This is a genomic window from Dietzia maris (assembly GCF_036287335.1).
GTDB classification, from domain to species: domain Bacteria; phylum Actinomycetota; class Actinomycetes; order Mycobacteriales; family Mycobacteriaceae; genus Dietzia; species Dietzia cinnamea.
Genome location: NZ_CP143053.1, coordinates 1190039 through 1211929, shown reverse-complemented (window position 1 = coordinate 1211929; position 21891 = coordinate 1190039). Strand labels below are relative to the sequence as shown.

At 71.7% G+C, this 21891-nt stretch carries 18 protein-coding genes and 2 pseudogenes; 4 read left to right on the top strand and 16 right to left on the bottom strand.

Translation table 11 applies throughout. The annotated features are described in order from the left end of the window. The first annotated feature begins 14 nt into the window (after nucleotides 1–14). The 3 genes from VYL96_RS05540 (at nucleotide 15) to VYL96_RS05530 (ending at nucleotide 2415) form a co-directional block, all read left to right on the top strand. On the top strand, nucleotides 15–821 hold the full coding sequence (locus tag VYL96_RS05540; protein ID WP_131884908.1) for an MBL fold metallo-hydrolase: 807 nt from the start codon (nucleotides 15–17) through the stop codon (nucleotides 819–821). After that, the gene (locus tag VYL96_RS05535) at nucleotides 822–1709 is read left to right on the top strand and encodes a Sir2 family NAD-dependent protein deacetylase (RefSeq protein ID WP_207913505.1); all 888 of its coding nucleotides are present in this window, start codon (nucleotides 822–824) and stop codon (nucleotides 1707–1709) included. An 82-nt stretch (nucleotides 1710–1791) separates the two neighbouring features. After that, nucleotides 1792–2415, top strand: coding sequence for a carbonic anhydrase (locus VYL96_RS05530; protein ID WP_131884909.1), 624 nt, complete (start codon nucleotides 1792–1794; stop codon nucleotides 2413–2415). A 73-nt stretch (nucleotides 2416–2488) separates the two neighbouring features. On the opposite strand, the gene proB is transcribed toward VYL96_RS05530, so the two are convergent. The 12 genes and pseudogenes from proB to VYL96_RS05470 all read right to left on the bottom strand — a co-directional run. Then, complete coding sequence (gene proB / locus VYL96_RS05525) at nucleotides 2489–3604, bottom strand: glutamate 5-kinase (RefSeq protein ID WP_109148409.1); 1116 nt, start codon at nucleotides 3602–3604, stop codon at nucleotides 2489–2491. Beyond that, nucleotides 3601–5061: a GTPase ObgE gene (gene obgE / locus VYL96_RS05520; protein WP_131884910.1), complete on the bottom strand. Its 1461-nt coding sequence runs from the start codon at nucleotides 5059–5061 to the stop codon at nucleotides 3601–3603. Before obgE ends, proB begins: the two co-directional genes overlap by 4 nt. Nucleotides 5062–5201: 140 nt before the next feature. Then, on the bottom strand, nucleotides 5202–5465 hold the full coding sequence (gene rpmA, locus VYL96_RS05515) for a 50S ribosomal protein L27 (RefSeq protein ID WP_007626965.1): 264 nt from the start codon (nucleotides 5463–5465) through the stop codon (nucleotides 5202–5204). Nucleotides 5466–5534: 69 nt separating this feature from the next. Continuing rightward, a complete protein-coding gene (gene rplU / locus VYL96_RS05510) occupies nucleotides 5535–5840 on the bottom strand; it encodes a 50S ribosomal protein L21 (protein WP_007626967.1) in 306 nt (101 codons plus the stop codon). Nucleotides 5841–6082: 242 nt separating this feature from the next. Next, nucleotides 6083–9739 carry an Rne/Rng family ribonuclease gene (locus VYL96_RS05505; RefSeq protein ID WP_131884911.1) on the bottom strand — a complete coding sequence of 1219 codons (3657 nt, stop codon included), beginning with the start codon at nucleotides 9737–9739 and terminating at the stop codon, nucleotides 6083–6085. A 331-nt stretch (nucleotides 9740–10070) separates the two neighbouring features. Beyond that, nucleotides 10071–10481, bottom strand: coding sequence for a nucleoside-diphosphate kinase (gene ndk, locus VYL96_RS05500; RefSeq protein WP_007628950.1), 411 nt, complete (start codon nucleotides 10479–10481; stop codon nucleotides 10071–10073). 51 nt (nucleotides 10482–10532) lie between these two features. Next, on the bottom strand, nucleotides 10533–10946 hold the full coding sequence (locus tag VYL96_RS05495) for a DUF4233 domain-containing protein (protein ID WP_007628951.1): 414 nt from the start codon (nucleotides 10944–10946) through the stop codon (nucleotides 10533–10535). Further along, complete coding sequence (gene folC, locus VYL96_RS05490) at nucleotides 10943–12541, bottom strand: bifunctional tetrahydrofolate synthase/dihydrofolate synthase (protein WP_174521534.1); 1599 nt, start codon at nucleotides 12539–12541, stop codon at nucleotides 10943–10945. The genes VYL96_RS05495 and folC overlap by 4 nt, the downstream gene beginning before the upstream one ends. Next, a complete protein-coding gene (locus VYL96_RS05485; protein WP_131884912.1) occupies nucleotides 12538–15249 on the bottom strand; it encodes a valine--tRNA ligase in 2712 nt (903 codons plus the stop codon). Before VYL96_RS05485 ends, folC begins: the two co-directional genes overlap by 4 nt. A 376-nt stretch (nucleotides 15250–15625) precedes the next feature. After that, entirely contained in the window at nucleotides 15626–16618 is a 993-nt protein-coding gene (locus tag VYL96_RS05480; RefSeq protein WP_063974031.1) for a malate dehydrogenase, read from the bottom strand. Nucleotides 16619–16780: 162 nt separating this feature from the next. After that, on the bottom strand, nucleotides 16781–17410 hold the full coding sequence (locus VYL96_RS05475; RefSeq protein ID WP_061228476.1) for a 3-oxoacid CoA-transferase subunit B: 630 nt from the start codon (nucleotides 17408–17410) through the stop codon (nucleotides 16781–16783). Beyond that, a pseudogene (locus VYL96_RS05470) lies at nucleotides 17407–17586 on the bottom strand (CoA-transferase); the annotation flags it as partial. The pseudogene VYL96_RS05470 and the gene VYL96_RS05475, both read right to left, overlap by 4 nt. On the opposite strand from VYL96_RS05470, the pseudogene VYL96_RS05465 reads away from it, so the two are divergent. Further along, nucleotides 17586–18242 (top strand): annotated as a pseudogene (locus VYL96_RS05465) (acetyl-CoA C-acyltransferase); the annotation flags it as partial. The pseudogenes VYL96_RS05470 and VYL96_RS05465 sit on opposite strands and share 1 nt — an antisense overlap. Before the next feature lie 366 nt (nucleotides 18243–18608). On the opposite strand, the gene catC reads toward VYL96_RS05465, so the two are convergent. The 4 genes from catC to VYL96_RS05445 all read right to left on the bottom strand — a co-directional run bounded on the left by catC (nucleotide 18609) and on the right by VYL96_RS05445 (nucleotide 21887). Continuing rightward, the gene (gene catC, locus VYL96_RS05460) at nucleotides 18609–18893 is read right to left on the bottom strand and encodes a muconolactone Delta-isomerase (protein ID WP_131884913.1); all 285 of its coding nucleotides are present in this window, start codon (nucleotides 18891–18893) and stop codon (nucleotides 18609–18611) included. Between the two features lie 66 nt (nucleotides 18894–18959). Beyond that, nucleotides 18960–19847: a muconate/chloromuconate family cycloisomerase gene (locus VYL96_RS05455; protein WP_279432734.1), complete on the bottom strand. Its 888-nt coding sequence runs from the start codon at nucleotides 19845–19847 to the stop codon at nucleotides 18960–18962. Between the two features lies 1 nt (nucleotide 19848). Further along, nucleotides 19849–21117: an ATP-dependent Clp protease ATP-binding subunit ClpX gene (clpX, locus tag VYL96_RS05450; protein WP_061228474.1), complete on the bottom strand. Its 1269-nt coding sequence runs from the start codon at nucleotides 21115–21117 to the stop codon at nucleotides 19849–19851. Between the two features lie 146 nt (nucleotides 21118–21263). After that, entirely contained in the window at nucleotides 21264–21887 is a 624-nt protein-coding gene (locus tag VYL96_RS05445) for an ATP-dependent Clp protease proteolytic subunit (RefSeq protein ID WP_007626669.1), read from the bottom strand. Between the last annotated feature and the right edge of the window lie 4 nt (nucleotides 21888–21891).

The following is a 21891-nucleotide window of genomic DNA, read 5'->3' as shown; positions in this document are numbered from 1 at the left end:
GTACCGTTGCCCTCATGCGGATCCACCAGATGAACTGCGGGACGTTCGCGGGTCTGGCCCCCACGCGCGTGCTGCTGCTCGAGGCGCCGGGCGGTCTGGTGTTGGTGGACTCGGGGATCGGGCTGGCGGACATCGCCGACCCGGCAGGTCGCCTCGGCGCCGCGCGCCACGTCCTGCGCCCGGCGCTGCGCGAGCGCGAGACGGCGGTCCGCCGCATCGAGGCCCTGGGCCTGGATCCGCGCGACGTGCGGCACATCGTGCTCACCCACCTGGACCTCGACCACATCGGCGGCCTCGCCGACTTCCCCGCCGCGCAGGTGCACGTCTCGGCGCAGGCCCTGACGTGGGCGGTGCGGACGCCGCGCTTCCTGGAGCGTCGGCGGTACCGCCGCCGCCAGTGGGCGCACGGGCCGCGCTTCACCGAGTACTCGTTCGGCGCCGACCGGTGGGAGGGCTTTAGGGTGCACCCCCTGGACCATGTCGCCGAGGGGATGCTGCTCGTGGACCTGCCGGGTCACGCCGTCGGGCACGCGGGGGTGTTCGTGCCGGGGCGCGGCGGGGACCCGTCCGCGACCGGAGACGGCGGTGACGACGGCGACGACAAGGACGTCCTCCACGCCGGTGATGCCTTCTACCACCGGGGCCAGGTCGGCTCGGCGGGCCGGGTGCCGGCGTGGGTCCCGGTCGCCGAACGCGTCATGGCCCTGGAGCCGGCCGCGGTCGAGGTGACGCACGCCCGACTCGCCGGGTTGGCCGCTCGCCGCGCCGACACCCTGGACGTGGTGTGCGCGCACGACCCCTCGGGCCCCGGGGGCCTGTAGATGGTCCGCATCCGCGACACCGCCTGGACACCGGCCGAGCGCACCCGGCCGGACGCCGACCTGCCCGAGCGCGCCGATGCCCTGGCGGACCTGATGCGCGGCCGCCGCGCTGTCGTCCTCACCGGAGCGGGCATTTCCACGCCCTCGGGCATCCCCGACTACCGCGGGCCCGACTCACCGGGTCGCACGCCGATGACCTACCAGCAGTTCGTCGGTGACCCCGCGTTCCGCCGTCACTACTGGGCCCGCAACCACCTGGGCTGGCGGCACATGGAGGCCGCCCGCCCCAATGCCGCGCACCTGCTGCTCGCCGAGTGGGAACGGCGCGGCACCGTCACGGGCGTCATCACGCAGAACGTGGACCTGCTGCACCTCAAGGCCGGCAGCCGGCGGCTGGTCGACCTGCACGGCACCTACGCGGTGGTCACGTGCCTCGACTGCGGGCTCCGCCAGAGCCGGTGGGCCCTGCACGAGCAGCTGGACCGGCTCAACCCCGGCTTCGCCGAACGCGTCGCGACCCGCGGTGCGATCGAGGTCGCGCCGGACGCCGACGCCGTCCTCACCGACACCGCCGACTTCCGGATGGTGGACTGCCCGCGCTGCTCCGGGGTGCTCAAGCCCGACATCGTCTACTTCGGCGAGAACGTCCCCGCGCACCGCGTGCAGGAGGCCAACTCCCTGGTGGACGGGTCCGACCTCGTCGTCGTCGTCGGCTCGTCACTCACGGTGCGCTCCGGCTACCGGTTCGTGCGGCGCGCGGTGACCACCGGTACGCCCGTCGCGGTGGTCAACCGCGGCCGCACCCGCGCGCACGACGAGGCCACCCTCACGATCGACGGCGACTGCGTCGAGGTCCTCACCCGCGTCGACCGGGCGCTGGGCGCGTAGACCGCGGGCGACGGCCAGCACCGCCCGCCCGGACCCCGGGGTGCGGTCGCTGTGCGGGCCGCCACAGGCGCACACTGGAACCATGAGCACAGATCTGAGCCCCGCCGCCGCGCTGGACCGACTCCTCACCGGCAACCGTCGCTACGTCGACGGCGCCAGCCTCCACGCACACCAGGATCCCGCCCGCCGCGCCGAACTCACCGGCGAGCAGCACCCCTTCGGCATGGTCTTCGGCTGCGCCGACTCGCGCGTGCCCGCCGAGGTCGTGTTCGACCAGGGCCTGGGTGACCTGTTCGTCATCCGCAACGCCGGCCACATCGTCGACCCCTCCGTCCTGGGCTCGATCGAGTTCGGCGTCGACGTGCTCGGCATCCCGCTGACCCTCGTGCTGGGGCACACCTCGTGCGGCGCGGTCGGCGCCACCATCACCGCGGTCGACTCCCACTCGACCCCGTCGGGCTACCTGCGCGACGTGGTCGAGCGCATCGCCCCGGCCGTGTTCGAGGCGCGGCGCGACCCGGATGCCGGGTACGACGACGTGGTGATCGAGAACGTCCGGCAGACGGTCACCGCGATCCGCGAGAAGTCCGCGGCCGTCGACCGCGCGATCACCGAGGGCCGCACGGCGATCGTCGGCGCGATCTACAACCTCGAGGCGGGGACCGTCACCCCGGTCCACACCGAGGGCAGGGTCAACGGGGGCTGATCCCTCCGCGGCGCGCGCGGACCGGCGGCCCGGCTCGCGGCGGCTCGGCAGCCCGGCGCGGTGGGGTCCGCGCTCAGACGGCGACGAGATCGTCCGCGTGCACCAGCGGCCGCCCCTGGCCGGCGGCGCCCGTCCCGGACTGCCGCTCGGCGAGCCGGGATCGGACCTCGATCGAGTCGTACTGCGCGATGCCCCGGGCCACGACCCGCCCGTCGGAGTCGTGGAGCTCGATGACGTCGCCGAAGTGGAACAGCCCGTCAACGCCCGTGACCCCGGCGAGCAGCAGCGACCGACGCGAGCCCGTCACCGCGCGCACGGCGCCGTCGTCGAGCAGCACCGCGCCCCGCGCATCGGCGGCATGGCGGACCCAGAAGCGGCGGGCGGTCATCCGCTCGGGGCGGGCCGCGAAGACCGTCCCCACGGTCGGCTCGGCGGCGAGCGCCTCGGCCGCCCGCTCCGCGGAGGTGAGCAGGACCGGGATCCCCGCGTCGGCGGCCAGGCGGGCGGCCGCGAGCTTGGAGGCCATGCCGCCGGTCCCGAGCGCTCCCCCGGCGCCGGCCACCACGCCGTCGAGGTCCCCCTCGCCGCCGACCATCGTCACCGCGGTCGCATCGCCCTTGCGGGGGTCGGAGTCGTAGAGGGCGTCGACGTCCGAGAGCAGGATGAGCGCGTCGGCGCTGATGAGGTGGGCGACCAGGGCCGCCAGCCGGTCGTTGTCGCCGAAGCGGATCTCGTTGGTCGCGACGGTGTCGTTCTCGTTGATGACCGGCACCGCCCGCAGGGTGCGCAGGCGGTCGAGGGTGCGTTGCGCGTTGGCGGCGCTGTCCCGGCGGCCGATGTCGGCGGCGGTGAGCAGCACCTGTCCCACCACCCGGTCGTAGCGGGCGAACGAGTCACCCCACGCGCGCGCCAGTTCGAGTTGCCCGACGCTCGCGGCGGCCTGCTTGGCCGACAATGTGGCGGGCCGGGTGGTCATGCCCAACGGGGCCATCCCGGCGCCGATCGCGCCCGAGGACACCACGAACACGTCCGATCCGCCGGTCATGCGCGTCTGGCAGACGTCCGCCAGGGTGTCGAGCTCGGCGCGCCGGATCCCGCCGTGGAAGCTGGTGATCGCGGACGAACCGATCTTGACCACCACGCGGCGGGCCGTGCCGATGCGACGGCGCAGCTCGCGCTCGGTGGTCACTCCAGGATCTCCTCGTCCGGGTCGATGAGGCCGCGGCGCACGCGCTTGCGGTACTTGCGCTCGGCGGCGCCCACACGCTCGTCGGACTCGAGTCGGATGTCCGTGCCGCGGCCGGTGCGCATGAGGTCGACGCCGGCCGGGGTCTGCGGCTCCCACTCGAACGAGACGTCGCCGATCGTGACCGTGCAGCCCTCCTCGGCGCCGGCCTTGATGAGCGCGTCCTCCACGCCGATCCGGGCGAGGCGGTCGGCGAGGAAGCCCACGGCCTCGTCGTTCTCGAAGTCGGTCTGACGGATCCACCGCTCGGGCTTGGTGCCGGTGACGACGAAGTCGCCGGGAGAGGCGGGGTCGGGGCGGACGTCGAACTCGCCCGCGTCCACGGCCTTGGGCCGGATGACGATCCGCTCGGGCGCGGCGGGCGGGTTGGCCTTCCGGTGAGCCTTCACCAGCTCGTAGAGCCCGAAGCGGAGTTCGTCGAGGCCCTTGTGGGCGACCGCGGAGATGGCGTACACGGGCCACCCCCGGGCCTCGAACTGCTCGCGGACCATCTCGGCCATGTCGGCCGCGTCGGGGACGTCGATCTTGTTGAGCACCACCACGCGGGGCCGGTCGGACAGGTCGCCGATCCCGGCGTCGGACAGTTCTGACCGGTACGCGGCGAGCTCCGCCTCGAGGGCGTCCACGTCGGAGACAGGGTCGCGGTCGGACTCAAGGTTGGCGCAGTCGACGACGTGGGCCAGGACGACGGTGCGTTCGATGTGGCGTAGGAAGTCCAGGCCGAGACCGCGGCCCTCGCTGGCACCGGGGATGAGGCCGGGTACATCGGCGATCGTGAAGGTGTCGTCGCCGACCGAGACCACCCCTAGGTTGGGCACCAGGGTCGTGAACGGGTAGTCGGCGATCTTGGGCTTGGCCGCGGAGAGCACCGAGACGAGGGAGGACTTGCCGGCGGACGGGAAGCCCACGAGTCCGACGTCGGCCATCGACTTGAGCTCGAGCGTGACGTCGCGGACCTCGCCGGGCTCGCCCAGCAGGGCGAAGCCGGGCGCCTTACGCGCACGGGACGCCAGGGCCGCGTTGCCGAGACCGCCCTTTCCGCCCTCGGCTGCGACGAACCGGGTGCCGGCGCCGACGAGGTCCGCGAGGACCTCACCGTTCTCGTCCAGCACGACCGTGCCGGGCGGGACCGGGAGCACGAGGTCGGCGCCCTGGGCGCCGTTGCGGTGGGAACCCATGCCGGGCTGGCCCTTGCCGGCGCGGGCGTGGGGCCGGAAGTGGAAGTCGAGCAGGGTGTGGACCTGCGGGTCCACGACGAGCACGACGTCACCGCCGTCGCCGCCGTTGCCGCCGTCGGGGCCGCCGAGCGGTTTGAACTTCTCGCGGTGCACGGAGGTGCAGCCGCGGCCGCCGTCCCCCGCCGCGAGGTGGAGGACGACGCGGTCGACGAATCTCGACATGGTGGGGACTCCTCCTGGTGACGGACGACGGTGGATCGGGTGGTGCTGCCGCAAATACTCTCGGGGGCCGGGTGTGGGGTCGATCAGACCCCGCCCGGCCCCCGAGGGCGATTCACGTGTGGTTCGGTCGGCTGGGAGGCTCAGGCCTCGGCGCCGGCCGGCACGATGTTCACGGTCTTGCGGCCGCGCTTGGTGCCGAACTCCACCGCACCGGCGGAGAGGGCGAACAGGGTGTCGTCGCCGCCGCGGCCGACGTTCACGCCCGGGTGGAACTTGGTGCCGCGCTGGCGCACCAGGATCTCGCCGGCGTTGACCTCCTGGCCACCGAAGCGCTTGACGCCGAGACGCTGCGCGTTGGAGTCACGACCGTTACGGGTGCTGGACGCGCCCTTCTTGCTTGCCATGTCCGAGTCCCTCCTTCAGGGAGCACGCCCGAGGGCGCTGAGCTGGTGGCCTTGGCGGCCGGTGACGGATTACTTGATACCGGTGATCTTGACGACCGTCAGCTTCTGACGGTGGCCCTGACGCTTGTGGTACCCGGTCTTGTTCTTGAACTTGTGGATCCGGATCTTCGGACCCTTGGTCTGCTCGACGATCTCGCCGGAGACGGTGACCTTGGCCAGGGCGTCGGCGTCGGAGGTGACGGCCGAGCCGTCCACCACGAGGATCGGGGACAGCGACACGGAGGTTCCGGCCTCGCCCTCGATCTTCTCGACCTTGACCTGGTCCCCTTCGGCGACCTTGTACTGCTTGCCGCCGGTCTTGACGATCGCGTACATCGAGGGCTTCCCCTTGCTTCTCGGGTGTGCGGCCGCCGGGGCGACCGCACCTGGTGTGCGGTGTTCTCTCATGCTCGCCGGCTCACGCCGGTCGGAGGTCGTCGGCCACGCCGGTCCGTGTGGACCGGGCCCGCGACTCCTCGCGCGGCGACATAGCGCCGCGACGAGCGACCTGTCAAGGTTACGGTCCGGCGGCGCAGCAGGTCAAACCGACCGTGCCGCCGGACACGCGGCCCGGTCTCTCAGTCGCTCGTGGGAGCCGTCGTCGACCGGGTCGCGCGTCGCCTCGCGGGGCGCCTGCGCGGCTCGGCGACCACGGCGGTCGGCGTCTGCGCGAGCGGCGCGGCCTCGACCCCGGCCGGGGGTTCGACCGATGCCGCCGGAGCCGCAGGGATCTCCGTGGCGGCCGTGGCGGCGCCGGCCGCGCTCGTGGCCGCCGCGGAGTCCGCTGTGGCGGCACCCGCCTCGCGACGGGTCGACCGGCGACGGGGCCGCCGGCCGGACGTGGCACCGGTGGTCGCCGCGTCGGCGGACGTGGCGTCGGCGGACGTGCCGGCTGAGGCCCCACCCCCCGACGTCGCGGACTCGACCTCGTCCACGATCTCCTCCGCCTCGGCCACCGTTGCGGACTCGGCCTGTGGCGTCTCGACGACCTCCTTCGCGGCGGAGTCCGCGGCGGCGGTCTCCGGGGCTGGAGCGTTGCTCGCCGCCCGTCGCGACGCGCGGCGCCGACGCGCGGGCCGGGTGACCCCGGCGGCGTCGGCGGAGTCCGCCACCCCCGCCTCGGGGGCCGCTGCGGGAGCGGTCTCGCCCTCGTCCGCAGCAGAGGTCGCCACCGCCGTCGTCGCCGCGTCCGCCGCCGACGGGGCCGCGGCCTCTGCCGCCGACGTCGCCGCCGGGGCATCGGACTCGTCTGTACCGGCCTCGGCCGGCGGGGCGGCCACCACGACGGGCGCGGCGGCCTCGGCGGCTTCGACGGTCTTCGAATCCGCCGAATCGGTCCCGCCGGCGCCGGCCTCGGCGTTCTGCCGGGCGATCGCCAGCGCGGCCGGGTGCGCGGCCGGCGCGGGGCCGTCCTTGCGCGGTGCCTGCTTGGGCGAGGCGCTGTCGGACTCGCCGTTGCCCTTACCGTTGCCGTTGCCGCCACGACGACGGCCGCGCTTGGCGCCCGGCTCGTCGGCGTTGTGCGACTCGGTGTGGAGGGGGTCGGCGTGGACGATCAGACCGCGACCCTGGCAGTGCTCACACGGCGTGGAGAACGCCTCGACCAGACCGGTGCCCAGCTTCTTCCGGGTGAGCTGGACAAGGCCGAGCGAGGTGACCTCGGAGACCTGATGGCGGGTGCGGTCGCGGCCGAGGGCCTCGGTGAGGCGGCGCAGCACGAGGTCGCGGTTCGCCTCGAGGACCATGTCGATGAAGTCGATGATCACCATGCCGCCCACGTCCCGCAGGCGCAGCTGGCGGACGATCTCCTCGGCGGCCTCGAGGTTGTTCTTGGTGACGGTCTCCTCGAGGTTGCCGCCGGAGCCGGTGTACTTGCCGGTGTTGACGTCGATGACGGTCATGGCCTCGGTGCGGTCGATCACCAGGGAGCCACCGGAGGGCAGCCACACCTTGCGGTCGAGCGCCTTGGCCAGCTGCTCGTCGACCCGGTGGGTGGCGAACACGTCCACGTCGGGGTTGTCGTGGCGTTCGAGCCGGTCGACCATCTCGGGCGCCACACGTGAGACGTAGCCGTGGACCGTGTTCCAGGACGTCTCGCCCTGGATGACGAGCTTGGAGAAGTCCTCGTTGAACAGGTCGCGGACGACCTTGACCAGCAGATCGGGCTCCTCGTACAGCGCGACGGGCGTGCCGGAACCGGACTCGGTGCGCTTGGCGGCCGCCTCGGAGATCTCGGTCCACTGCGCGGCGAGCCGCTCGACGTCGCGACCGATCTCCTCGGCGCTGACGCCCTCGGCCGCGGTGCGGATGATGACGCCGGAGCCCTCGGGGACGACCTCCTTGAGGATCCCCTTCAGGCGGCGCCGCTCGGTGTCGGGCAGCTTGCGCGAGATGCCGGTGGAGTTGCCGTCGGGGACGTAGACGAGGAACCGGCCGGCCAGCGAGATCTGGGTCGACAAGCGGGCGCCCTTCTGCCCGACGGGGTCCTTGGTCACCTGGACCAACACCATGTCGCCGGACTTGAGGGCCTGCTCGATCCGCCGGGCCTTTCCGCCGAGGCCGGCGGCCTCCCAGTTGACCTCGCCGGCGTAGAGCACGCCGTTGCGGCCGCGTCCGATGTCGACGAACGCCGCCTCCATGCTGGGCAGGACGTTCTGCACGCGGCCGAGGTAGACGTTGCCGACCATCGAGCGGGCGGACTCGGTGGTGACGAAGTGCTCGACGAGCACCTTGTCCTCGAGGACGCCGACCTGGGTCATGAGGCCCTTGCCGTCGGTGCGCTGCTTCTCGCGTACCACCATGACGCGGTCCACGGCCTCGCGGCGGGCGAGGAACTCGGCCTCCGACAGGATCGGCTGGCGGCGACGGCCGGCATCACGGCCGTCGCGTCGACGCTGGCGCTTGGCCTCGAGTCGGGTCGAGCCGGTGATGCCCTGGACCTCGTCGGAGGACGTGCCGGAGCCCTGTCCCGCGCGCCCGGTGCGGCGGCGTGGGTCGCGCTCGTGAACCTCGGTGTGGGGCGGGTCGTCGCTGGAGGTCTGGGCGTCGTCGGCGCCGGAACCCCCACCACGACGACGACGACGGCGACGCCTCCTCGAGCCCGACGGGGCGCCCGAGGAGTCGTCGGACTCGTCCGCGTCGTCGTCTCCGGACTCGTCCTGCCCGTCGGCGTCGTCGGCCGTCCGGTCCGCGGCGTCGTCGGAGCGGTCGCGGCCGGTCCCGCGGGCGGCCGTCGCGGCGTCGTCGGACGCGTCTGCGCCGTCGGTGTCTCCGGAGGACGCCGCGGTGGCGGCGGTGCGGTCGTCGGCGTCGTTGTCGTCGTCACCGGTCACGTCGTCGGATCCGGCGGCACCCGCGTCCGGACCGGAGGTGGTGTCCTGGCCGTTCTGCTCGTCGCCGCCCTCACCGCGCCCGCGGCCGCGGCCCCGACGGCCACGCCGACGACGACGGGTTCCGCCCTCACCGGAGTCGGACTGTTCGGTGGAGTCGGGCTGGGCAGTGGGGTCGGACCGCGTGGCCGAGTCGGACGGCGCCGTGGAGTGCGACTGCCCTGCCGAGTCGGACCTTTCGGTGGCCGCGGCGGTGTCCTCGGGAGAGAGGAACAGGGGGGAGAACGAGGGGGTCGCGGTGGAGCGACGTCGACGATTCCCGGGCTCGGCGGCGCCGACCTCGCCGGTGACGATCGCGATCTCCGGCAGCGGCGGCCGGTTCCTCGCGTCGGTCTTCCCACCCCCGGTGCGGGCGGCTTCCGAGCGGGTGTCCTCGGCCGGGACGGTCTCGTCGGCGGTCCTCGCGGCGCTCTTCTCCGCCGCGGTGGCCTTCTCGGCGGTCTTCTCGGCGGTGGTCTTGCGCGCCGGGCTCTTCCGGGCGGGCGCCTTCCGGGCGGATCGGGTATCGGCCGTCTCCCCCTCGGCGGGGGCCACGTCCACTCCCGTCGCCTCGGCGGCGTCCTCGCGCGCTGGGGCTTTCTTCGCCGCGGCCTTCTTCGCGGCGGTCTTGCGGGCCGGGGCCTTCTTCGCGGCTGGAGCCTCCGCCGCGTCGGAACGGCTGTTGAACCAGGTCAGCAGCATGTCGCGGGTCACGCCGGACTGGGCGCTCTTGATCTCCACCCCGATCCCGGCCATGGCGGCCAGGAACTCCTTGCTGGTCATGCCCACGGCCTTGGCCGCGGCGTGCGCGCGCATCCTCTCGGGCAGCGCGGCGAGGTCGTCGATGGTCAGGTTCGGATCCGACACGTGTCTCCTCCGGCCGGACTCCGGGCGCGATCACGTCACCGGGAAACCGGTGACCCACGCCGCCGCACGGGGTCGGGCGTCTTCTGGTCTCGGCCCCGCCGTGGCGGGGCAACGTCTTGTGGTCCGCGGTACCCGGACGAATCGGGCCGCGGGTGGCGGGCGCCCGTTCCGGGGCGGACTGGTGGTCCACTCGCCAGGATGGGCTCCGATCATTCTCCCACACCGGGCGCCGGAACGTCGCCGTCCGGGCACCACGAAATGGCGACGCGCCCGTCGGGACGGGGGCCGACGGGCGCGTGGGCAGCGTCGTCGCTGCAGGAGGTGGCGGGAGCTACAGACCGGGGAACCAGAGCGCGATCTCGCGCGCCGCCGACTCCTCGGAGTCCGAACCGTGGACGAGGTTCAGCTGGGTCTCGAGGCCGAAGTCGCCGCGGATGGAGCCCGGGGCGGCCTTCTCGACGGGATCGGTGCCACCCGCGAGCTGCCGCCACGCGGCGATCGCGCGGGGCCCCTCGAGGACGCCAGCGACCACGGGACCGGAGGTGATGAACTCGAGCAGGTCGCCGTAGAACGGACGCTCGGCGTGCTCCGCGTAGTGCTCGGCCGCGGTCTCCTGCGGCACCCGCCGCATGTCCATGGCGACGATCCTGAGCCCCTTGGCCTCGATACGGGACAGGATGGTGCCGGTCAGGCCGCGCTCGACTCCGTCGGGCTTGATGAGGAAGAAGGTTCTCTCGGTCACGGCGGCAATGCTACAAGCACATACGCGGGCGGGGTCGCCCGGCGGGGCCGCTCAGTCGTGCTGACTGGGCAGGTATCCCCCGGCCATCCGTCCCGCGAGGTCGCGGCGCAGGAACAGGATGTACGCCCACACGGTCGCGAACAACAGGCCGGAGACGCCCATCGACCAGTGCACGGCCCATCCCGCCACGGCCAGGGCCGCGAGGGTCAGATTCATCGGGATCGCCCAGGGTTTGCGCTGGAGTCCGCTGGCCACGAGCATCGCGATCGCCAGCAGACTGACGAACCACACCTTCCACGGTTGGAAGTGCGCGCCGTCGTCGAGCCGTGCGATCACCGTGAGCACCAGGCCGATGACGATCGCCTCGAGCACCAGGGTCCCCGCCATGATGCCCCGCAGGCCCTTCCACGGGTCCACCGACGGCTCGTGTGCGGTGCCCCGGGGTCCGGGGGTCGGGTCGGTCACTGTGCGTCCTTTCCGAACAGACTGCGGGCGGCACCGGCGGTCACCACGGAGCCGGTGACGAGGACGCCGACTCCGGAGACGTCGTCGTCCGCGGTGGGGTCCGGGACGCCCACGAGATCCAGGGCGGCGCTGACCGCGTCGGGCAGGGTGTCCACCACGTGGACGCGCTGCGCGGTGAACCGCTCCTCCGCGATCCGGGCCAACTCGTCGAGTTCCATCGCGCGCGGTGACGCCGAGCGGGTGACGACGACCTCCTCGACCACGGGCTCCAGCGCCGCGAGGAAGGCGTCGGCGTCCTTGCCGTCGAGCATGGCGACCACGGCGACCAGCCGCTTGAAGTCGAACTCCGAGGTGACGGCCTCGGCGAGCGCGCGACCCCCGTGGCCGTTGTGGGCCGCGTCCACCAGGACGGTGGGGCTGGAGCTGAGCCGTTCGAGACGGCCCGGGTTGTCGACCGCGGCGAAGCCGGCGCGGACGAGTTCCGGATCCAGCGCCCTGTCGGGCCCGGCTCCGAAGAACGCCTCGACCGCGGCCAGGGCGGTCGCCGCGTTCTCGGCCTGGTGCTCGCCGAACAGGGGCAGGAACACCTCGGGGTACTCGCCGCCGAGCCCGCGCAGGGTTAGCTGCTGTCCGCCCACGGCGAGACGCCGCTCCACGACATCGAACTCGGAACCGAGGCGCGCGACGACCGCGCCGACCTCGACCGCGCGGCGGATCAGCACCTCCATGGCCTCGGGCTCCTGGCGGCCGATCACGGCGACCGGGTCCCGCGGCAGCAGGTCGTCGGAGGGTCCCGGCTGGATGATCCCGGCCTTCTCCCCCGCGATCGTCGCGAGGTCCTCGCCGAGGTACTCGGTGTGGTCCAGGCCGACGGGGGTGATGACGGAGACGGCCGGCCGCACGACGTTGGTGGCGTCCCAGGTCCCACCCATCCCCGTCTCGATCACCGCGACGTCGACGGGAGCGTCGGCGAACGCGGCGAACGCCATCGCTGTGAGCACCTCGAAGTAGCTCATCCGCGGGCCGCCCGCCTCCTCGGACCGCTGGTCGACCAGGTCGAAGTAGGGCTGCAGCTCACGGTAGGTGTCGACGAAGGTCCGCGCCGTGATCGGCTCGCCGTCCATCGCGATGCGCTCGGTGACGCTCTGCAGGTGCGGGCTGGAGTTGCGCCCGGTGCGCTGGTGGAGCGCCCGGAGCAGCGCGTCGATCATCCGGGTGACCGACGTCTTGCCGTTCGTCCCGGCGACGTGCACCACGGGGTAGGCGTGCTGTGGGTCGCCGAGGATCGAGGTCAGCTCGGCGATCCGGTCCAGGCTCGGCTCGAGGCGGGACTCGGGCCAGCGGGTGGCCAGGTTCTCCTCGACCGCCGCGAGCTCGGCCGTGTCGGCCTGCCACTCGGGGCTGCCCACCTCGGGGATCGGGCGCGGCGGCAGGTGGTCGTCACCGTCGCTCTCCTCGTCCCCCGGGATGGGCCCGCCCAGTGGTACGCCCGACACGAGCCCGTCCTCGCCGAGCATCTCGGCGACGTCCTCCTCGGTCGGGGTGTCCCATCCCTCCTCCGGATCGTGGGGCGGGAGCCACTTGCGGTCACTCACGCGGAGCCACTCCCCGCCGGCATCGTCTCGAGCCGGGCGGTGATCCGGGCGACCTCGGCCTCCGCCAGGTCACGCCTGGCACGGATCTTGTCGACGACGTGGTCAGGCGCCTTGCCCAGGAACGCCTCGTTGCCGAGCTTGGCGCCCGTGGTCTCGAGTTCCTTGTGGGCCGCCGCGAGATCCTTCTCCAGGCGACGCCGCTCGGCGGCGAGGTCGATCGTCCCCGACGTGTCGATCTCGACGTCCACCGTCGACAGGCCGAGCCGGACCTCGAGCGACGCCGTGGCGGTGAAGTCGTCCGCGGCCGGCGTGAGGCGGGCGAGCGAGGCCACCTGGTCGAGCAGGTCGGCCGGCAGGTCCGCGCCGTCGACGCCACCGATACGCGCCGGCACGCGCTGACCGGGCTTGAGGCCCTGATCCGAGCGGAACCGGCGGATCTCCGTGACCAGCGTCTGGGCGTCGCCCACCCGCCGCACCGCGTCCGAGGCGTCGTCGGCCGGGACCACGTCGGTCGGCCACGGCGCGATCACGAGCGATTCACCGCCGGTGAGGGCGGTCCAGAGGGTCTCGGTGACGAACGGGATCACCGGGTGCAGCATCCGCAGCAGCACGTCCAGGACGTGGCCCAGCACGAGCCTCGTCCGCTCGGCCCGCTCGGAGGCGCGGGACTCGTCGTCGTTCCCGAACTGGACCTTCGCGAGCTCGAGATACCAGTCGCAGACCTCGTCCCACGCGAAGTGGTAGAGGGCCTCGCACGCCTTGGAGAACTCGTAGCGCTCCAACGCCTCGTCGACGGTCTCCCGCACCTGCCCCAGACGGTGCAGGATCCACCGGTCGGCGTCGGTGAGATCCGCGGCGTCGGGCACCGGACCGACCTTCGCGCCGTTCATGAGCGCGAAGCGGGTGGCGTTGAAGAGTTTGGTGGCGAAGTTGCGCGAGGCCTGCGCGGAGTCGTCGCCGACGGACAGGTCGCCGCCGGGGTGCGCGCCTCGCGCCAGCGTGAACCGCAGTGCGTCCGCGCCGAAACGGTCGACCCAGTCCAACGGGTCGATACCGTTGCCCTTGGACTTGGACATCTTCTGACCGTGCTCGTCACGGACCAGCCCGTGGAGGAACACGTCGGTGAACGGGACCGTGCCGGGCGCGGCCTTGTCGCCGCCGAGCCGGCGGCCCACGAACGTGCCGAACATCATCATCCGCGCCACCCAGAAGAACAGGATGTCGTAGCCGGTGACCAGCACCGACGTCGGGTAGAAGCGTTCGAGGTCGGCTGTGCGCTCGGGCCAGCCCATCGTGGAGAACGGCCACAGCGCGGAGGAGAACCACGTGTCGAGGACGTCGGCCTCCTGCGTGTACCCGGCGGGCGGCTCCTCGTCGGGGCCCACGCACACCACCTCGCCGTCGGGCCCGTACCAGATCGGGATCCGGTGGCCCCACCACAGCTGGCGCGAGATGCACCAGTCGTGCATGTCGTCGACCCAGTCGAACCACCGCGGTTCCTGGCTCGTCGGGTGGATCACCGTGTCGCCGTCGCGGACCGCGTCGCCGGCCATCTTCGCCAGTTCCTCGACGCGGACCCACCACTGCAGCGACAGGCGCGGCTCGATCGGCTCCCCGGACCGCTCCGAGTGACCGACCGAGTGCAGGTAGGGCCGGACCTCCTTGACGATCCGCCCCTGCGCCGCCAGGTCCTCGCGGACCGCCGCACGTGCCTCGAAACGGTCCATGCCGTCGTAGCGGGTGCCGGTGCCCGTGATGTGGCCGGTGGCGTCCATGATCGTGGGCATCTCGAGCCCGTGACGCTGGCCGATGGCGAAGTCGTTGGGGTCGTGTGCCGGCGTGACCTTGACGGCACCCGTGCCGAACTCCGGGTCCACGTTGTCGTCGGCGACCACACGCATGGTCCAGCCGTCGCGGAACGGATGCGGGATCTCGGTGCCCACCAGATGCGCGTAGCGCTCGTCGTCCGGGTGGACGGCGATCGCGGTGTCGCCGAGCATGGTCTCGAGACGGGTCGTGGCCACGACCAGGTGCGGCTCGGAGTCGTCCATCGAGCCGTATCGGAAGCTGACCAGCTCGCCCTCGACGTCGGAGTACTTGACCTCGATGTCGGAGATCGCGGTCTGCAGCGTGGGCGACCAGTTGACCAGTCGCTCCGCGCGGTAGATCAGCCCTTGGTCGTAGAGTTCCTTGAAGATCGTCTGGACGGCCCGGGACAGGCCCTCGTCGAGGGTGAACCGCTCGCGCGACCAGTCCACGCCGTCGCCGAGGCGGCGCATCTGCTCGCCGATCGTGCCGCCGGACTCACGCTTCCACTCCCAGACCTTCTCGATGAAGGCCTCACGACCGATCTCGTGCCGGTCGATCCCCTCGTCGCGGAGCTTCCGGTCCACCAGGGTCTGCGTCGCGATGCCGGCGTGATCCATGCCGGGCAGCCACAGCACCTCGTACCCCTGCATGCGCCTGCGCCGGGTGAGCACGTCCATGAGGGTGTGGTCGAGCGCGTGGCCCATGTGCAGACTGCCGGTGACGTTTGGCGGGGGTAGGACTACCGAGTACGCGGGCTTGCCGCTGGATGCGTCGGCCTCGAAGTAGCCGGCGTCCACCCAGCGCTGATACAGCTCGGCCTCCACCTCACCTGGGGTCCAGGAGGCTGGCAGGGCGTCCGCGCGGTCGGCGTTCGGAGGGGAAGCGGCTGGAGTGGTCACCCGGCCATCTTAGGCCGTCCTCCGAACTCGCCCGAAACACGGTGAAACCGGTTCGACACACCGGACACGTGGCTTTCTGCGCGTCGCTGTCGGAGAACATCGTCTGCAGAAGGAACCCACCATGGAGCACACCGGACATCACGCGGCGGAGACGCTGGAACGCGGACTGGGGAGGCGCGGGTTCCTGCGGGCAGCCTTCGCCGTGAGCGCCGCCGCCGGGGCCGCGGGCATGGCCGGGTGCCCGCACGCGCCGACGGTGGGTGCGCATACCGCGCCGGGCACCTCGGGGCCCCTCGCCACTCGGGCGTCACGCGTACGCCCACCTGTCCGCGGCGTCGGACTTCACGGTGTCGAGGGTCGGTGGAGGATCGCGGGGTCAGTCCGCCAGGCCGAGAGCGCGCACAGCGTCCCGCTCGGAGACCAGTTCCGCGACCGAGGCGTCGATGCGGGCCCGCTGGAAATCGCTGATCTCCAGGCCCTCGACGACCTCCCACTCGCCGCCCCGGCTGCGGCACGGCAACCCCGTCACCACACCGGGGACCGTGCCGTACTCGCCACCCGACGGCAACGCGACGGTGGTCCAGCTCTCGCCGGACGTGCCACGCACCCAGTCCCGCATCTGGTCGACCGCCGCACCGGCCGCGGAGGCGGCCGACGACGATCCCCGGACTGCGATGATCTCGGCGCCGCGGCCCGCGACGCGCGGGATGAAGGTGTCGGCCAGCCACTCGGGGTCGAGCCCGGCGGTGACTGGTTCGCCCCCGCGCGTCAGATAGGTGACGTCGGGGAACTGGGTCGCGGAGTGGTTGCCCCAGACCACCACCCCGTCGAGCTCGGACACCCGGGCCCCCAGCCGCGTTGCCAGCTGGCTCAGCGCGCGGTTGTGGTCGAGACGCATGAGCGCGGTGAAGCGTCCGGCCGGGACGTCGGGCGCGTGACGGTGGGCGATGTACGCGTTCGTGTTGGCGGGATTACCCACGACGACCACGCGGATGTCGTCGGCAGCGTGGTCGTTGATCGCCCGCCCCTGTTCGCGGAAGATCGCCCCGTTCGCGGTGAGGAGATCGGCCCGCTCCATGCCCTTCCCGCGCGGTCGGGCACCCACGAGGAACGCCGCGTTCGCGCCGTCGAACGCCTCTGTCACGTCGTCGGTGATCTCGATCGAGTCGACCAACGGCAACGCGCAGTCCTCGATCTCCATCGCCACTCCCTCGGCGGCGACCACGGCCGACGGGATGTCGAGGAGCCGTAGGCGGACCGGGGTGCCCGGCCCGAAGACCAGGCCGGACGCGAGCCAGAACAGCAGCGAATAGGCGATCTTGCCGGCCGCACCGGTGACGGTGACGGTGACCGGGGTGTTGGTGTTCATATCCGAGGGCCTCCCGGGGACGACGACGGGGTCGGCCCCTACAGTAGTGAGAATCCGACCCCGTACCGTGTGCCCGCTCGTCGACCTCGTCCGCACCGCCCGGCGGGCGAGCGGGCGGGCGGAGTTCCCCGGCGCGCGGAGTTGCCGGGCGGGCGGCGCTGATCAGGCATGGACCGGCGCAGCCGTCTTCTGACGGACCTCGTCGATCGTCACGTCGGGCGCCAGCTCGACCAGGCGGAAGCCCTCCTCGGTGATGTCGAGGACGCACAGATCGGTCACGACCCGCTGGACGCAGGCCTTTCCGGTGTACGGGAGGGTGTTCTCCTCCATGAGCTTGAGACCGCCCTTGCGAGTGACGTGGTCCATCATCACGATCACACGGCCGGCACCGTGGACGAGGTCCATCGCACCGCCCATGCCCTTGACCATCGCGCCCGGGATCATCCAGTTGCTCAGGTCGCCGTGCTGCGAGACCTGCATCGCGCCCAGCACCGCCACGTCGACGTGGCCGCCCCGGATCATGGCGAACGAGTCCGAGGAGCCGAAGAACGCCGCGCCGGGTGCGGCGGTGATCGTCTCCTTGCCGGCGTTGATCATCTCGGGGTCCAGCTGTTCCCGGGTCGGATAGGGGCCAACGCCCAGGATCCCGTTCTCCGAGTGGAGTGTGACACGCACTCCCTCGGGGAGGTGGTCGGGGATCAGCGTCGGCATCCCTATGCCGAGGTTGACGTACTGGCCATCGGTGAAGTCCGCGGCGATCCGGGCGGCCATCTGCTCATGGGTCCAGCTCATGACTGATCCTCCCCGTTGCTGCTGAGCTTCTCGATCTCCACGCCGGTCTCCTGGCGTCCGACCTCGACGATGCGCTGGACGTAGATGCCGGGCAGGTGGACGTCGGCGGGGTCGATCTCACCCTCGCAGACGACCTCCTCGGCCTGGACGATCGTGACCCGGCCGGCCATGGCCGCAGTCACACCAACGGGCGGTCGCCGCACAGCGGTCCGGCGCATTCGGCGAGGAGATCGTCCCGGTCACCGTCCCGCAGCGCAAGGGCGACGACCTGGTCGTGGACACCGACGAACACCCGCGTGCGGACTCCAGCGTGGAGGCGCTTGCTGAGCTGCGCCCGATCATGGGACGTGCGGACTCCGAAGCCACAGTCACCGCCGGCAACGCCTCCGGTCAGAACGACGGCGCCGCGATGTGCGTGGTGACCACCGCCGACAGGGCGGCAACTCTCGGCCTGACCCCGATCGTGCGTCTGGCCTCCTGGGCCGTCGCGGGCGTCGCCCCGGAGACCATGGGCATCGGTCCGGTCCCCGCGACCGCCAAAGCACTCGACCGGTTGGGACTCACGCTGGCCGACATGGACGTCATCGAACTCAACGAGGCGTTCGCCGCCCAGGCTCTGGCCGTCATGCGTGAGTGGGACATCGATCCGGCCTCCGAGCACCTCAACCCGCACGGTTCCGGCATCTCTCTCGGCCACCCCGTCGGCGCGACCGGTGCCCGGATGCTCGCGACCCTCTCCCGCGAAATGGTCCGCCGGGACGCGCAGTGGGGCCTGGAGACCATGTGCATCGGCGGTGGCCAGGGCCTCGCCGCCGTGTTCGAGCGGGTCTGACGCCGACGCCGCGACCGCAACCGCCCACCCGGGCGCAGCCCCCCGGGAAGGCCGCGCCCGGGCATTACGCCAGCGCACCTCGCGGGGGTCGCGCTGCGCCTTCGACTCGCGCTGGCGGAAAGGTCCGTTCCCGCAGCGCACCCCCGGGATTTCCGTACGGAGAGGCAGCGTGAGCCGAAGAACCAGCGCACCTCGCGGAGGTCGCGCTGCGCCTATGCCCGCGGTAGTGCGGAGGGGAGGCACCGACCGGCCCGCCCGGTGCCCGGAACAACGCACCCGCCGCCGGGACGTCCTGGGAAGCGACGACGCCCCCGGGGTGGACCGCGTGTTCCGCGCTCCGCCCCGGGGGCGTCCGACATGTCGCCGTCAGCCGTCGATCCGGGACGGGTGCCGGGTCAGGGTCATGACCTCGATGTCCATGTACGGGAACAGTGGGAGTTCCTGGAGGATCTCGTGGAGCTCGTCGCCGGACTCGACGTCGAAGATGCTGATGTTCGAGTACTGGCCGACGATGCGCCAGAGCTCACGCCACTTCCCGGACCGTTGCAGCTCCTGGCTGTAGGCCTTCTCGCGCGCCACGGTCTCGGCGCGGACCTCCGGGTCCAGGTCGTGCGGGATCCTGACGTCCATGCGGACGTGGAACAGTGCCATTGTCGGCCTTTCCTTCTTGTCGGTGGTGTGGGTCGGGCGTTTGTCAGTGGTGGGTCGGGGCGGTCATCAGCGGCGGGTGAACCGCTCCACCGCGTCGTGGTCGGGCTCCACGTCCAGGCCCGGTCCCTCCGGGAGGTGTACGCGGCCCTCCTCGTAGCGGATCGGCGTGGTGACGTACGTCTCGGCCAGCAGCAGCGGGCCGAAGAGCTCCGAGCCGTAGTTGAAGCCGGGCTCCGCGCACGCCAGGTGCAGTGAGGCGACCGTGCCTATCGGCCCCTCCAAGGACGTCGCCGCGTGGCAGGCGATCCCCGCTGCGCGGGCGACCGCCACGACCTCCTTGCCGCGGGTGAGCCCGCCGAGCTTGGTGGTCTTGACCGCGATCACCCCGGCCGCGTCCCGACGGGCGACCTCGAGCGCGTCGTGCGGCGACTGGACCGACTCGTCCGCCATGAATTGCACCGGCAGCGACCGGTTGAGCTCGGCGAGCACCTCGACCTGCTCGGTGGGGGTCGGCTGCTCGATGAGCTCGATCCCGGCCTCCACCGACGCGGGCAGATGCACATTGGCGGCGAACCGGTCCCAACGGGCGTTGATGTCCACCCGCAGACCGGCGCGACCGTTCAGCCGCTCCGCGAGCGCGGCAATGCGGGCCACGTCCTCCGCCGGATCCAGCGCGCCCATCTTCAGCTTGAAGGTGCGGTGCCGGTCCGCCGCCAGCAGCTCGTCGATCTCGGCGACCATCTCCTCGAGCGGCATGGCGCCCAGCGCCCAGGTGCACTCGATCGAATCACGCACCGCGCCGCCGAGCAGCGAGCGAACCGGCACGTCCGACGACCGGGCCCACGCGTCGAACATCGCGATCTCGAGGGCGGCCTTGGCGAACCGACCGCGGGCCACTACGCCCTCCATCGCCTCGAGCACGGCGGGGATCTCCTCCACCCGCCGGCCGGTCAGCTCACGCCGAGCGCTCGCGGGGCTCCTCCTCGGAGACCGGGACGATCGTCGGGAGGACGTTGTCGCGCACCGTCTCGCCGGTGACCACCACGCGGGCGACGTCGTCGCGGCCCGGGATGTCGTACATCACCGGCAGGAGCACCTCCTCCATGATCGCACGCAGACCACGGGCGCCGGTGCCGCGAAGGATCGCCTGATCGGCCACTGCCTCGAGCGCGTCCTGCGTGAACTCGAGCTCCACGCCGTCCATCTCGAACAGGCGGGCGTACTGCTTGACCAGCGCGTTCTTCGGCTCGGCGAGGATGTTCACCAGGGCCTCGCGGTCGAGGCTCGTCACGGTCGCCACCACGGGCAGGCGCCCGATGAACTCCGGGATCAGGCCGAACTTGACCAGGTCCTCGGGCATGACCTCCGAGAAGTTGTCCGTGGTGTCCAGCTCGTTCTTACTGGCCACCTCCGCGCCGAACCCCAGGCCCTTGCGGCCCACGCGGTCGCCGACGATCTTCTCCAGGCCCTGGAACGCGCCGGCCACGATGAACAGCACGTTGGACGTGTCGATCTGGATGAACTCCTGGTGGGGATGCTTGCGCCCGCCCTGCGGCGGCACCGACGCCTGGGTCCCCTCGAGGATCTTGAGCAGCGCCTGCTGGACGCCCTCGCCGGACACGTCCCGCGTGATCGACGGGTTCTCCGCCTTGCGCGCGATCTTGTCGACCTCGTCGATGTAGATGATGCCCATCTCGGCGCGCTTGGTGTCGAAGTCAGCGGCCTGGATGAGCTTGAGGAGGATGTTCTCCACGTCCTCGCCCACGTACCCGGCCTCGGTCAGCGCCGTGGCGTCCGCGATCGCGAACGGCACGTTGAGCATCTTGGCGAGGGTCTGCGCGAGGTAGGTCTTGCCGCAGCCGGTCGGGCCCAGCATGAGGATGTTGGACTTGGCCAGCTCGACGCCGTCACCACGTCCGAGGGTCGCGCCCACGCGGATACGCTTGTAGTGGTTGTAGACCGCCACCGCGAGATTGCGCTTGGCCGCGTCCTGCCCCACCACGTACTCGTCGAGGAACGCGTGGATCTCGGCCGGCTTGGGCAGCGCGTCGAGACCCGCCTCCTGCGACTCGTCGACCTCCGACTCGATGATCTCGTTGCACAGCTCGATGCACTCGTCGCAGATGTAGACCCCGGGACCGGCGATCAGCTTCTTGACCTGCTTCTGACTCTTCCCACAGAAGGAACACTTCAACAGGTCGCCGCTCTCACCCACACGCGCCATGAGTTCTACGTCCTCGCATTCCGGGGGCGTCGATGTCACGCCCCGTAGTCGACGGTACGCGGGAGCGGCCACAAAAGCCGCCCCGCGCGATCAGTTCATTGCACCCGACGGCGCACCGCTCCCCTGAGCGGCGCGCCGCCGCCGCGTCAGTTGCCCGCCGACAGCTTGCGGTAGTCGAACACGGTGTCGATGATGCCGTAGTCCTTGGCCTCCTCGGCCGTGAGGATCTTGTCGCGGTCCGTGTCCTTGCGGATCTGGTCGGCGTCACGACCGGTGTGACGGGCGAGGGTGGTCTCCATGAGTCGACGCATCCGCTCGATCTCCGCGGCCTGGATCTCGAGGTCCGAGACCTGGCCCTGGATGCCGCCGGTGGCGGGCTGGTGGATGAGGATGCGGGCGTTGGGAAGCGCGGCGCGCTTGCCCTTCGTGCCCGCCGCGAGCAGCACGGCCGCGGCCGACGCGGCCTGCCCGAGGCACACCGTCACGACGTCCGGGCGCACGTACTGCATCGTGTCGTAGATCGCCATGAGCGACGTGAACGAGCCGCCCGGCGAGTTGATGTACATGGTGATGTCGCGGTCCGGATCCTGGCCCTCCAGGACCAGGAGCTGGGCCATGATGTCGTTCGCCGAGGCGTCGTCGACCTGGGTGCCCAGGAAGATGATGCGCTCCTCGAAGAGCTTGTTGTACGGGTTGGATTCCTTGACGCCGTAGCTGGAGTGCTCGACGAAGGACGGGAGAATGTAGCGTGAGGACGGCAGTGAGGTCATCGGG